11 protein-coding genes are annotated in these 12,402 nt (G+C 65.4%); all 11 read left to right on the top strand.

Features of this window, described 5'->3' with window-relative positions; all coding sequences use genetic code 11:
• Window positions 1-266 precede the first annotated feature (266 nt).
• The 11 genes from rpsM to guaA all read left to right on the top strand — a co-directional run bounded on the left by rpsM (window position 267) and on the right by guaA (window position 12,300).
• Complete coding sequence (gene rpsM / locus ACN9MX_RS12825) at window positions 267-635, top strand: 30S ribosomal protein S13 (RefSeq protein WP_097090689.1); 369 nt, start codon at window positions 267-269, stop codon at window positions 633-635.
• 76 nt (window positions 636-711) lie between these two features.
• On the top strand, window positions 712-1,101 hold the full coding sequence (rpsK, locus tag ACN9MX_RS12820) for a 30S ribosomal protein S11 (protein WP_004208752.1): 390 nt from the start codon (window positions 712-714) through the stop codon (window positions 1,099-1,101).
• 121 nt (window positions 1,102-1,222) lie between these two features.
• Window positions 1,223-2,287, top strand: coding sequence for a DNA-directed RNA polymerase subunit alpha (locus tag ACN9MX_RS12815; RefSeq protein WP_363830601.1), 1,065 nt, complete (start codon window positions 1,223-1,225; stop codon window positions 2,285-2,287).
• Between the two features lie 245 nt (window positions 2,288-2,532).
• The gene (gene rplQ, locus ACN9MX_RS12810; RefSeq protein ID WP_133652635.1) at window positions 2,533-2,958 is read left to right on the top strand and encodes a 50S ribosomal protein L17; all 426 of its coding nucleotides are present in this window, start codon (window positions 2,533-2,535) and stop codon (window positions 2,956-2,958) included.
• A gap of 111 nt (window positions 2,959-3,069) precedes the next feature.
• Entirely contained in the window at window positions 3,070-5,343 is a 2,274-nt protein-coding gene (locus tag ACN9MX_RS12805) for a prolyl oligopeptidase family serine peptidase (RefSeq protein WP_363830598.1), read from the top strand.
• Window positions 5,344-5,583: 240 nt separating this feature from the next.
• Window positions 5,584-6,129 (top strand): hypothetical protein, encoded by a 546-nt coding sequence (locus tag ACN9MX_RS12800; protein WP_363755450.1) that lies wholly within the window; start codon window positions 5,584-5,586, stop codon window positions 6,127-6,129.
• Window positions 6,130-6,220: 91 nt separating this feature from the next.
• Window positions 6,221-6,835 carry an OB-fold-containig protein gene (locus ACN9MX_RS12795; RefSeq protein ID WP_363830596.1) on the top strand — a complete coding sequence of 205 codons (615 nt, stop codon included), beginning with the start codon at window positions 6,221-6,223 and terminating at the stop codon, window positions 6,833-6,835.
• Window positions 6,836-6,844: 9 nt separating this feature from the next.
• A complete protein-coding gene (locus tag ACN9MX_RS12790; protein ID WP_363830594.1) occupies window positions 6,845-8,560 on the top strand; it encodes a flotillin family protein in 1,716 nt (571 codons plus the stop codon).
• A gap of 17 nt (window positions 8,561-8,577) precedes the next feature.
• Window positions 8,578-9,225 carry a YoaK family protein gene (locus ACN9MX_RS12785; RefSeq protein WP_363830592.1) on the top strand — a complete coding sequence of 216 codons (648 nt, stop codon included), beginning with the start codon at window positions 8,578-8,580 and terminating at the stop codon, window positions 9,223-9,225.
• Window positions 9,226-9,444: 219 nt separating this feature from the next.
• Window positions 9,445-10,698: a TCR/Tet family MFS transporter gene (locus tag ACN9MX_RS12780; RefSeq protein ID WP_363738554.1), complete on the top strand. Its 1,254-nt coding sequence runs from the start codon at window positions 9,445-9,447 to the stop codon at window positions 10,696-10,698.
• Window positions 10,699-10,740: 42 nt separating this feature from the next.
• The gene (gene guaA, locus ACN9MX_RS12775) at window positions 10,741-12,300 is read left to right on the top strand and encodes a glutamine-hydrolyzing GMP synthase (RefSeq protein ID WP_133652629.1); all 1,560 of its coding nucleotides are present in this window, start codon (window positions 10,741-10,743) and stop codon (window positions 12,298-12,300) included.
• Window positions 12,301-12,402: the final 102 nt, after the last annotated feature.

Here is a 12,402-nt window from a genome sequence, read left to right as displayed (position 1 = left end):
CGATGCGTCGGACGGGTTGGAGATTCAGGGTCGCGGAAGCGCCGGATTTCACCGCTTTCGCGGCCGCCCGTCATTGACAGCCAAGGGCCGAATCGCTAAGGGCACCCCTTCCCGACACGCTCACGAGCGGCAGTGCTGTGGCGCTGGCCGTCTTTTTTGCGTCTTGGGGCCTATCGAATCGGCTGTCGTCTGCCTAAGGACTGCAGCCCTGACGCTTTGAGATGGGGTGGCGCCAACCGCCCCGTGGAGCAGGAGTACAGATTACCATGGCACGTATTGCGGGTGTCAACATCCCGACCAACAAGCGCGTGATCATCGCGCTCACCTACATCCACGGCATCGGCCGTCACACCGCCGTCGCGATCGCCGACAAGCTGGGCATCGACCACAGCCGTCGCGTCCAGGACCTGTCCGACGCCGAAGTCCTGCAGATCCGCGAAGCCATCGACGCCGATCACACGGTGGAAGGCGACCTGCGTCGCGAAACCGCGATGAACATCAAGCGCCTTATGGACCTCGCCTGCTATCGCGGCCTGCGTCACCGCAAGGGCCTGCCGGTTCGCGGTCAGCGCACGCACACCAATGCGCGCACCCGCAAGGGCAAGGCGAAGCCGATCGCTGGCAAGAAGAAGTAATCGTTGAGGGTCAGCCCCTTCGGCTCGGCCCTCCGGTCACTTCCGCTTTTAACGATTTCAGTAGGATTAGAGCAAAATGGCACGCGAACCCCAGCGCATCAAGCGCCGCGAACGCAAGAACATCTCGGCCGGCGTCGCGCACGTCAACGCCAGCTTCAACAACACCATGGTGACGATCACCGACGCCCAGGGCAATGCGATCAGCTGGTCCTCGGCCGGCATGATGGGCTTCAAGGGCAGCCGCAAATCGACCCCTTACGCCGCGCAGGTCTGCGCCGAAGACGCCGGCCGCAAGGCGGCCGAACATGGCGTGCGCACCCTGGAAGTCGAAGTGAAGGGTCCGGGATCGGGCCGTGAATCGGCCCTGCGCGCGCTGCAGGCCGTTGGCTTCCACATCACCTCGATCCGCGACGTGACGCCGATCCCGCACAACGGCGTGCGTCCTTCCAAGCGCCGCCGCGTCTGATAACGACGCGCGGCTTGTCGGCGGGCGGCGGACGCGTCGCCCGCTCACCCATCTGCATCGGTCGGAACGTCCTGTCGGGTCAGGATTTTGAACGTTTCGGCCACATCCCCAGGGGAAATACATGACTGTCAACATGAAGAACTGGCAGGAATTGAAGAAGCCCAACAGCCTTGAGATCAAGGTGGCGGGCGACGGCAGGCGCAAGGCGACCTTCGTCGCCGAACCGCTGGAGCGCGGCTTCGGCCTGACGCTCGGCAATGCGCTGCGCCGGGTTCTTCTCTCCTCGCTCCAGGGCGCGGCGGTCACCTCGATCAAGATCGAGAACGTCCTCCACGAATTCTCCTCGCTCGCGGGCGTGCGTGAGGACGTCACGGACATCGTCCTCAACATCAAGCAGGTCGCGCTCAAGATGGAAGGCGACGGTCCCCGCCGTCTCCAGCTGTCCGCCACCGGCCCTGCCGAAGTGCGCGCCGGCGACATCACCACCGTGGGCGACATCGAAGTGATGAACCCCGACCTGGTGATCTGCCATCTGGACCAGGGTGCGACCCTGAACATGGAGCTGACCGCCGACGTCGGCAAGGGCTATGTCCCCGCCGTCGCCAATCGCCCGGCCGATGCCCCGATCGGCCTGATCCCGATCGACGCGCTCTATTCGCCGGTGCGCCAGGTCGCCTACAAGGTCGACAACACCCGCGTCGGCCAGGAACTGGACTATGACAAGCTGTCGCTGACCGTCGAGACCGACGGCACCGTGACGCCCGAGGACGCGGTGGCCTATGCCGCGCGCATCCTTCAGGACCAGCTCCAGCTGTTCGTCCATTTCGAGGACGCCCTGCCCGCTTCCGCTCCGGCTACGGGCGCCGCCTCCGGCGCTTCGGCTGGCGAAGGCGAGAGCGACGCGAACCAGATCAACCGCTACCTGCTCAAGAAGGTGGACGAGCTGGAACTGTCGGTCCGCAGCGCCAACTGCCTCAAGAACGACAACATCATCTATATCGGCGATCTGGTCCAGAAGACCGAGGCAGAGATGCTGCGCACCCCGAATTTCGGTCGCAAGTCGCTGAACGAGATCAAGGAAGTGCTGTCGTCCATGGGCCTGCGCCTGGGGATGGACATCCCCGGCTGGCCGCCGGAAAATATCGAGGAAATGGCCAAGAAGCTCGAACAGGAGCTGCTGGGCTGAGACGAAGCGAGCCGCGCAGCGCAGCAGCGCGGCGGTTCGCAAAGCGAATGCGAACGACCGGCCAGCGACGCATGGCGTCGACTGACGTCACGGGATTTACTGCCGTGACGGTCCGCCGGACGATCGAAAGGGCATAGGGCGGCGGCCCTTGAACGCCGCCTGGTCTGGGGTACCAGAGGGCGCCCATCGAAATAGCATTTCGATGGGACCCGCTAGACGGCCCCTTAACGAACGAAGGAAGAAAAATGCGTCACAAGGTTGGTCATCGCAAGCTGCAGCGCAGCGCCGGGCATCGCAACTCGCTGCTCCGCAACCTCGCCGCCTCGCTCATCAAGCATGAGCAGATCCTGACGACCACGCCCAAGGCGAAGGAACTGCGTCCTTACGTCGAGAAGCTGATCACCCTCGCCAAGAAGGGTGGCCTGTCGAACCGTCGTCTGGCCCATTCCCGCCTGCAGGACGACGCGCAGCTCACCAAGCTGTTCGAAGTCCTGGCCGAGCGCTACAAGGACCGCAACGGCGGTTACACCCGCGTGATCAAGGCCGGCATCCGCGCTTCGGACGCGGCGCCGATCGCGATCATCGAACTGGTCGACCGCGACGTCGATGCCAAGGGGCAGGATTCCGGTCCGGTCCAGGGCGCCGATGCCGATGAGCTGGAAGCGGCGTGATCGGCTGATACCACTGCTTCGAAAGTGGTAATTTGATTTCGGAACAGGCCGTGGCTTGATAAGAGCCACGGCCTGTTTCGTTTGTTTTCATGGGGATGGAAGTTGGAGAGGATGCGCGCCCTTGGCTGCCTGGCTCTGGCGTCGCTGCTGCTGCTTGCCCTCCCCGCCGGAGCAGAGCCGGGCGCAGGTCCGATTGCGCCCGGAGACCAAGCAAACATAGCGCGCAACCTGGCCGCTGCGAGCGGTTCGGGAAGCAAGCTTCCGGAGACGGCATATCGTCCGCGCGGCAATGACGGCGATCTGCACGGCCATGGCCTGCGCTACCCCGAGGCGAGGCGGATTGACCTGATCGAGGATCATTTCGGGGTCAAGGTGAGCGATCCCTATCGCTGGCTGGAAAAGGAGCCGCGCGACGATCCTGCCGTCCGCGACTGGGTGGGACAGGAAAACCGCCTCACCCGCCGTTACATTGACGGCTTGCCGGGGCGCGAGATCCTCAAGAAACGAATGCAGGCGCTGTTCGCCCATGGCCGCTACATGATCCCGCGCAAGGCGGGGGGGCGCTACTTCTACGGCTATAACAAGGGGCTCCAGAACCAGACGCCGCTCTATGTGCGCGACGGACTGAACAGCGCGCAGCGATTGCTGATCGATCCCAATGCCTGGGCGGAGGACGGGTCGGACGCGCTGGCGGAATGGGCGCCCTCGCCCGACGGCCGCTTCCTGCTCTATGCCGTGCAGGAGGCGGGCAGCGACTGGCGCACGCTGAAGGTTCTGGACGTCGCCTCGGCCCGGCCGCTCGACGATGTCGTGCAATGGGTGAAATTTTCCCAGCTTGCCTGGGACGGGCAAGGGCAGGGTTTTTTCTATTCGCGCTTCGACGCGCCGCGGGATGGCGCCGGGTCGCAATCCGCAACGGTGGGGCAACAGCTCTATTATCACCGGCTCGGCACGGCACAGGCGCAGGACCAGCTGATCTACGCCACGCCCGATCAACCGCGCCTCAGCCATACGGCGCAAGTGACGCAGGACGGGCGCTGGCTGGTCATCAGCAGCTTCCAGGGCACGGACCCGCGCCGGGAGCTGCATCTGGCCGAACTGACGGGCGGCAGGGTGAAGATACGCCCGCTGGTGAAGGGCATCACCAATGACTGGCGACTGATCGGCAGCCGGGGGTCGACGCTCTACTTCATCACCGACCAATATGCGCCGCATTTGCGCGTGGTTTCGATCGACGCTCGCTTCCCCCGGCGCAGCAGCACACAGGTGGTGGCCGAACGCATGGATACGCTGGCGGGCGGGTCGCTGGTGGGGGACCGGCTGATCCTCGCCTATCTGTCCGATGCGGAAAGCGTGGCGGAACTGGTCGACCTCAGCGGGCGGAAGGTCAGCGACGTGCCGCTGCCGGGCACGGGCACAGCGGCGGGCTTCGGCGGGCGCGACGGCGACCCGGAAACCTTCTTCAGCTTCTCGGGCTTTGCCACGCCATCGAGCATCTACCGCTTCGACACGGCGACGCTGCGCTACGAGCTGTTCGCCCGGCCGGAACTGCCCTTCAATCCCGACGACTACGGCATTGAACAGATCAGCTATCCGTCGAAGGACGGCACGATGATCCCGATGACGGTCATCCGCAAGAAGGTGCTGGCCCTTTCCAGAACGCCCGCGCCGACGATCCTGTACGGCTATGGCGGCTTCAACATCGCGCTGACGCCTGGTTATTCGGCGACGCGCATGGCGTGGCTGGAGCAGGGCGGCGTCTATGCCATCGCCAATCTGCGCGGCGGCGGCGAGTTCGGCAAGGCATGGCATGATGCGGGCCGGCTGGCCAACAAGCAGAATGTGTTCGACGACTTCATCGCGGCAGGCGAATATCTGAAGGCCAATGGTTATACCACGAAGGACGGCCTCGCCATCGAGGGGCGGTCCAATGGCGGGTTGCTGGTCGGCGCGGTGGTGAACCAGCGGCCCGACCTGTTCGCCGCGGCACTGCCCGCGGTGGGCGTGATGGACATGCTGCGCTTCGACCGCTTCACCGCGGGCCGCTACTGGATCGACGATTATGGATCGCCGGACCGGGAAGAGGATTTCCACCTGCTTTACGCCTATTCGCCCTATCACAACATCATAAGCGGCAAGGACTATCCGGCGATCCTCGTCACCACGGGCGATACCGACGACCGGGTGGTGCCGGCGCACAGCTTCAAATATGCCGCGGCGCTGCAGGCGGCGGAGCTGGGGCCGAAGCCCCGCCTCATCCGGATCGACACCAGGGCGGGGCACGGCGCTGGCAAGCCTGTGGACAAGTTGATCGACGAATATGCCGACAGCTATGCCTTTGCCGCCTATTACACGGGGCTGAAACTGAGCGCACAGCCGCAATAGCCGCAACCGTCCGACGCGGCGCCTGGCGGTCCGGTGGACCGGGCCGGCGCTTAGCCATGGCGACACACCCGGCGTTCAGGCCCCCGACAGCCACAACCGCCTAGAGCGATTTCCAAGCGATCGGAACCGATCGCTGATTAAGAAATCGCGGCAAACAAGGAATTCGGAGCGGCTATCTGATTCAATCGGATCGAAACCCGCTCTAGCCATCGGCAAGATTTGCGTTGAGGGACGAGGGCCATGAACAAGATGAGGTGGATGACAGGGTCGCTGATCGCGCTGGGCCTGCTGACGGGCGGCATCGCATCGGCGCAGCCCTATCGACCGGGGCAAAGCGCGCCGCAGGAACAGGACGGGCTGTCGGACGAAGCGCAGCCGCCGGCCGATGACGCCGCCCCGGATGATCGCCCCGGCCAGGCGCGTGCCGACGATGATTTTTCCGACGTCGTGGCGGCGGATCAGGATCATGCCGACGCCGCATCCCCCGGCCGCGACGGCAGGCAGGACGATCTGGCCGAGGCGCGCCCCTCCGACCAGGAAGGGGAGGATGCGATCACCTATTGCGCCCTCGCCGCCCGCGACGAGGCCGAACGGGACGGCGGCTTTGCCGAGGTACGGCAGGTGCAGGAGCCCCGCGAGACGCGCAACGGCTATGATGTGGAGGGCGATGTCGAGGTCCGATCCGGCTGGCGGGCGCAGGACGGCCGGCCGCGCCACTTCACCTGCTCGGTGCAGAATGGCCGGATCGCGGACCTCTATTTCGGACGGGATCGCGCCGCCCGCTAAGCGCGCTCGGTTCGCCGCAGCGCCGCCACGCTTTGCCCTATCCCCTTTTTCGTCAATATATTAGCATTGACGCGAATCAGGGGAGACAGGGGTGGCCGCGTTTCTTTTCGCGACCGAGAATATCGTTTTCGTCTCGGCGATCGTGCTCATGCTGCTCATAGGGGCGGTGCAGGCCATCGGCATCGCGGGCGATTTCGATCTCGACATTCACGGCGACGCGGATCTGCTGGGCTGGCTGGGGCTGGGCTGGCTGGGGCTGGGCCGTCTGCCGCTGTTGATGCTGCTCGCGATCTTCCTGGCGCTGTTCGGCATGATCGGGCTGATCGGACAGCATCTGCTGCTTGACTTCGCCGGCGCCATGCTGTCGCCGCTGATCGCCGCGCCCGCCGCCTTCCTCGCCAGCCTGCCCTTGACCGGCTTTGCCGCGCGGTGGCTCCCCCCCTTGCTTCCCCGCGACCAGAGCAGCGCCGTTCCGCTGGACGCGCTGACCGGCAGCTTTGCCCGCATCGTCACCGGCGTGGCGCGCAGCGGCTCCCCCGCCCGCGCCCGGGTCGAGGATGCCTATGGCCAGGCGCATTATGTCATGGTCGAACCCGACAATGCCGGCCAGACGCTGGAAGAGGGCGAAACCATCCTGCTGGTCCGCCGGGAGGACCATGTCTTCCGCGCCATATCGCATGGCGACCATTATCTGCCCCGCCTTTAGGAGTATTCCATGAATTTGCCCGCCGTGCAGGAGAGCTTTTCGCTCATGCCCTACCTGATCATCTCCGGGACGGGGCTTCTCCTCCTGATCGTGCTCGGCGTCGTACTGGCGCGGCTCTACAAGCGGGCGTCGAAGGAAATCGGCTTCGTGCGAACCGGCTTTGGCGGAGAGAAGGTGGTGATGAACGGCGGTGCGCTGGTGCTGCCGATCTTTCATGAGACGATGCCGGTCAACATGAACACGGTGCGGCTGGCGGTGGAACGCAAGAACAGCGACGCGCTGATCACGCTGGACCGCCTGCGCATCGACGTGAAGGCGGAATTCTATGTCCGGGTGAAGCCCGATGCGCAGTCCATTGCCACCGCAGCGCAGACGCTGGGCGCGCGGACGATGAATCCGGAGGCGTTGAAGGAACTGGTCGAGGGCAAGTTCGTCGACGCGTTGCGTTCCGTCGCCGCGGGGATGACGATGAACCAGTTGCATGAGCAGCGCAGCGAGTTCGTGCAGAAGGTGCAGCAGGTGTCGTCCGTCGATCTCGCCATGAACGGGCTGGAGCTGGAGAGCGTGTCCCTCACGGGTCTGGACCAGACCTCGATCGAGCATTTCAACGCCAATAATGCGTTCGACGCAGAGGGCCTGACCAAGCTGACCGAGCAGATCGAACTGCGCAAGAAGTCGCGCAACGACATCGAGCAGGAAACCCGCGTCCAGATCGAGACCAAGAATCTGGAAGCGGAACGCCAGTCGCTGCTGATTTCTCGCGACACCGAATTCGCCCGGCTGGAGCAGGAACGCGAGGTCGAGATGCGCCGCGCCGTGCAGGCGGCGGAGGTGGCCCGCGAACAGTCGCTGCGCCAACAGGAGGCGGACCAGGCGCGCATCGAGGCGAAGAAGCTGGTCGACAGCCAGCAGATCGAGGCCGACCGCGCCGTGCAGCAGGCCCGCATCGCGCAGGAACAGGCGCTGGAGCTCGCCCGGCAGGAGCAGCAGATCGCCGTGCAGAACAAGAGCCGCGAGGAGAGCCAAGCCAAGGCGCAGGCCGACGAAGCCCGCGCCAAGGCGGTCGCCGCCGAGGAGCAGGTCCAGACCTCGCGCCAGACCGAGATTGCCGAACGCACCAAGCGCATCGAGTTGATCGACGCGGCGCGGGAAGCCGAGCGCGCCGCCATCCAGGTGCGGGTCGAGGCGGAAGCGGAGAAGCAGGCCGCGGCCGACCGTGCCGAGGCGCTGCGCCTGGCGGCCGAGGGCGAGGCGGAAGCCGCCAAGCTGCGCGCCGAGGCGGACCGGGTCCGTTTCGAGGTCGAGGCGGCGGGTCAGCGCGCGGTCAATGAGGCCGCGAATATATTGTCGTCGGACCAGATGTCGCTGCAGACGAAGATGGCCCTGCTCAAGGTGCTGCCCGATCTGGTGCGGGAGGCGGCCAAGCCGATGGAGGCGATCGATTCGATCAGGATCGTGCAGGTCGACGGGATTACCGGCTCACATGGGGACGGCGCGACGGTGATCGCCGGCGGCGAACAGAACCTGGCCAATGCCGCGGTTTCCGCTGCCCTGCGTTACCGGGCGCAGGCACCGGTGATCGACGGCCTGATGAAGGAATTGGGGCTGGATGGCTCCAGCCTTGATTCGCTGGTGAAGGGCGCGGTGGAGCCCGCTTCGGCGTCCTTCGCCCCGATCGTCGTCGAACCCGTGGACGGCGAGCGCGTGGCGCCACCCCGGCCCTGATCGAACGAGCCCGGACCATGCGTGGATATGATGCTTCCCGCCACATGCTGGCCATCGCGCTTGCGGCGCAGGCGGGGTTCATCGACGCATTGGGTTTCCTGAAGCTCGGTGGGCTGTTCGTCTCCTTCATGAGCGGCAATTCCACCCGGCTCGGCGTGGGGCTGGCCGCCGGCGCGGCGGTCTCGGGGATGGCGGCCGGATTGATCGGGGCCTTTGTCGGCGGCGTGCTGGCGGGCGCGCTGGTCGCGCGGCGAGCGGGGCGCTGGCGCAAACAGGCGGTGCTGGGCCTGGCGACCGCACTGCTGCTCTGCGCCGCGCTGCTCGCCCTGCCCGAGAGGCCGGGCACGGGGCTGACGCTGCTGATGGCGGCGGCGATGGGCGCGGTGAACAATGTCTTCCAGCGCGACGGGGAGGTCAGCATCGGCGTCACCTATATGACCGGCGCGCTGGTGAAGCTGGGACAGCAACTGGCGGTGGCGCTGAGCGGTGGGCCGCGATGGACTTGGCTGCCCTATCTAATGCTGTGGCTGGGGCTGGTGGCCGGCGCTATGACCGGGGGCGGGCTTTTCGCGATGATGGGCCTCCACGCACTGTGGATCGCCGTTGCATTTTCCGGACTGCTGCTGTGGTGGAGCGGTCATTTGGGTCCGGTCGACCTGGCATGACGGGCGCGGCGCCCAGGGCGGGTTCGGTCCAGCGAGATCGAAACGGGGCCCGGGATTTCTGCCTTCCGCGATTTCTTAGCCAGCGATCGCTTGGAAATCGCTGTAGAGCGTGTTGCAAGCAGAAGGAATCATCCGCCGGATCGAAAAACACGCCAAAAACAACTTTCTATGGCATTTGATCCGTTACGACCAGAAGCGGAACGGCACCAGGAGTCTATCATGCCCCCCCGCCCAACCCACCGCCGCAAGGCTGCGATCGCCTTCATATTGGTGACGGCGCTGCTCGACGTGATGTCGATGGGGATCATCATCCCGGTACTGCCGCAACTGATCGAGACGCTTTCGGGGTCCAGCAGGTCGGCGGGGATGTGGAACGGGCTGTTCGTGGCCTTGTGGGCCGGGATGCAGTTTCTCTGTTCGCCGGTCATCGGCTCGCTGTCCGATCGGTTCGGGCGGCGGCCGGTCATCCTGATCTCGGTCGCGGGACTGGCGCTCGATTTCCTGCTGATGGCGGTCGCGCCCAATCTCTGGTGGCTCGCGGCGGGGCGGCTATTGGGGGGCGTGACCTCGTCCAGCTTCACCTCCACCTTCGCCTATATGGCCGATATCACCCCGCCCGAAGGGAGGGCGCGGGGCTATGGGCTGATCGGCGCGGCGTTCAGCGGCGGTTTCGTGGCGGGGCCGCTGCTGGGCGGCGCGCTGGGAGAGGTTTCGCTGCGGGCCCCCTTCTGGGCGGCGGCCGGCCTGTCCGCCCTTGCCTTCTTCTACGGGCTGTTCGTGTTGCCGGAGTCCCTGCCCCGCGACAAGCGGATGGATTTTTCCTGGAAACGGGCCAATCCCTTCGGCGCCCTGCGACTGCTGCGGTCGCATCCGGAACTCTCCAGCCTGGCGATCGTCAATTTCCTGCTCTTTTTCGCGCATCACCTCTTCTCCGCCGTGTTCGTGCTCTATGCGGGCGACCGCTATGGCTGGGGGGCGTGGCAGGTCGGCGCGCTGCTTGCGCTGGCCGGCATTCTGGACATGGGCGTGCAGGCTTTGCTGGTCGGGCCGGTGGTGAAGCGGCTGGGCGACCGCACGACCATGGTGATCGGGCTTGCCTTCGGCGCGATCGGCCTGTCGGCGATGGGACTGGCGCCGACCGGCTGGCTGTTCGTCGCGGCGATGTTCCCCAACGCGCTCTGGGGGCTCGCCATGCCGACGATCCAGTCGCTGATGACGCAGCGCGTGTCGGAATCCGAACAAGGCCAGTTGCAGGGGGCGAACAACAGCGTGGGTTCCATCGCAGGCATAGTGTCGCCGCTGTTCTTCGGCACCCTCTATTCCCTGTCGGTGGGCCCGAAGCCGCTGCTGCCCTTCATCGGCAGCGCTTTCCTGATCGCTGCGGCGGTGCTGGCGAGCGGGGCCGCGCTGGGATGGGCGGCGGGGCGGCGCGACGACGCGGCTTCGCTGGACAAGGGGGCGCAAGCGCACTAACCGGGCGCGAATCCCTTCCTCTGGTCAAATAAAGGCGATTCGATGACGCTGCCCCTTCAGGATTCCATCCTCATCGTGGATTTCGGCAGCCAGGTGACGCAGCTGATCGCCCGCCGCGTGCGCGAGGCCGGCGTCTATTCCGAGATCGCCCCGTTCAACAGCGCCGCCGAAGCATTCGACCGGTTGAAGCCGAAGGGTATCATCCTTTCCGGCGGCCCGTCTTCGGTGATGTGGGAGGACAGCCCCCGCGCGCCGCAGCATTTCTTCGAGGCGGGCATTCCGATCCTGGGCATCTGCTATGGCCAGCAGACGATGATGCAGCAGCTGGGCGGCAATGTCGAAGGCGGTGAGAGCGGCGAATTCGGCCGGGCCTTCATCGAGGTGAAAAAGGGCTGCGCGCTGTTCGACGGCCTCTGGACGGAGGGCGAGCGCCACCAGGTGTGGATGAGCCACGGTGACAAGGTGACGAGCCTGGCGCCGGGTTTCGAAGTGGTCGCGGTCAGCGAAGGCGCACCCTACGCCATCACGGCCAATGAGGAAAAGCGCTTCTACGCGACGCAATTCCACCCGGAGGTCGTGCACACCCCGGACGGTGCGAAGCTGCTTGCCAATTTCGTGCGCCATGTCTGCGGCCTTGCCGGCGACTGGACCATGGCGGAGTTCCGCGCGACCAAGATTGCCGACATCCGCGCGCAGGTGGGCGAAGGCCGGGTGATCTGTGGTCTGTCGGGCGGGGTCGACAGCGCCGTTGCCGCCGTGCTGATCCATGAGGCGATCGGCGATCAGCTGACCTGCGTGTTCGTCGACCATGGGCTGATGCGCCTGGGCGAGGCGGAGCAGGTGGTGAGCCTGTTCCGCGAGCATTACGGCATCAAGCTGGTCCATGCGAATGCAGAGGAGCGCTTCCTGGGCGGGCTGGCGGGCCTGACCGATCCGGAGAAGAAGCGGAAGTTCATCGGCGGCGAGTTCATCGCCCTGTTCGAGGAAGAAGCGAAGAAGATCGGCGGCGCGGACTTCCTGGCGCAGGGGACGCTCTATCCCGACGTGATCGAATCGGTGAGCTTCACCGGTGGGCCTTCGGTGACGATCAAGTCGCACCATAATGTGGGCGGCCTGCCCGAGCGCATGAACATGAAGCTGGTCGAGCCGCTGCGCGAGCTGTTCAAGGACGAAGTGCGCGCGCTTGGCCGCGAACTCGGCCTGCCGGAGATTTTCGTCGGGCGGCATCCCTTCCCCGGCCCCGGCCTTGCCATCCGCATTCCGGGCGAAGTGTCGAAGGAACGCTGCGATATCCTGCGCAAGGCCGACGCCATCTATCTGGAAGAAATCCGCAATGCCGGGCTGTACGACGCGATCTGGCAGGCCTTTGCAGTGCTGCTGCCGGTCCGCACCGTGGGCGTGATGGGCGACCACCGTACCTATGACAGCGTCTGCGCGCTGCGGGCGGTGACCTCCACCGACGGCATGACGGCGGACATCTATCCCTTCGACGCCGCCTTCCTCAGCCGGGTGGCGACGCGGATCATCAATGAGGTGAAGGGCATCAACCGGGTGGTCTACGACTACACCTCGAAGCCTCCGGGTACGATCGAGTGGGAATGATTTTCGCCAGTACCGATTGACGGCGGCCCGCTGAACATCTGTTCCAGCGCGGCACAAGCCGTCGACTATGCTGATTGATATATTTACCGAAACTTGCCGGAA

The organism is Sphingobium sp. R-21, from assembly GCF_049913335.1.
Classification (GTDB): Bacteria; Pseudomonadota; Alphaproteobacteria; order Sphingomonadales; family Sphingomonadaceae; genus Sphingobium.
Note: the sequence above shows the minus strand (reverse complement) of the source record. Positions and strands in the feature narration are given on the sequence as shown.

Bases quoted from the DNA above. Each gene is read 5' to 3' on its own strand.
- ACN9MX_RS12785 (WP_363830592.1), top strand. From the start codon at position 8,578: ATGCGTGGATATGATGCTTCCCGCCACATGCTGGCCATCGCGCTTGCG.
- rpsK (WP_004208752.1), top strand. From the start codon at position 712: ATGGCACGCGAACCCCAGCGCATCAAGCGCCGCGAACGCAAGAACATC.
- ACN9MX_RS12805 (WP_363830598.1), top strand. From the start codon at position 3,070: ATGCGCGCCCTTGGCTGCCTGGCTCTGGCGTCGCTGCTGCTGCTTGCC.
- rplQ (WP_133652635.1), top strand. From the start codon at position 2,533: ATGCGTCACAAGGTTGGTCATCGCAAGCTGCAGCGCAGCGCCGGGCAT.
- rpsM (WP_097090689.1), top strand. From the start codon at position 267: ATGGCACGTATTGCGGGTGTCAACATCCCGACCAACAAGCGCGTGATC.
- ACN9MX_RS12815 (WP_363830601.1), top strand. From the start codon at position 1,223: ATGACTGTCAACATGAAGAACTGGCAGGAATTGAAGAAGCCCAACAGC.
- ACN9MX_RS12790 (WP_363830594.1), top strand. From the start codon at position 6,845: ATGAATTTGCCCGCCGTGCAGGAGAGCTTTTCGCTCATGCCCTACCTG.
- ACN9MX_RS12780 (WP_363738554.1), top strand. From the start codon at position 9,445: ATGCCCCCCCGCCCAACCCACCGCCGCAAGGCTGCGATCGCCTTCATA.
- ACN9MX_RS12800 (WP_363755450.1), top strand. From the start codon at position 5,584: ATGAACAAGATGAGGTGGATGACAGGGTCGCTGATCGCGCTGGGCCTG.
- guaA (WP_133652629.1), top strand. From the start codon at position 10,741: ATGACGCTGCCCCTTCAGGATTCCATCCTCATCGTGGATTTCGGCAGC.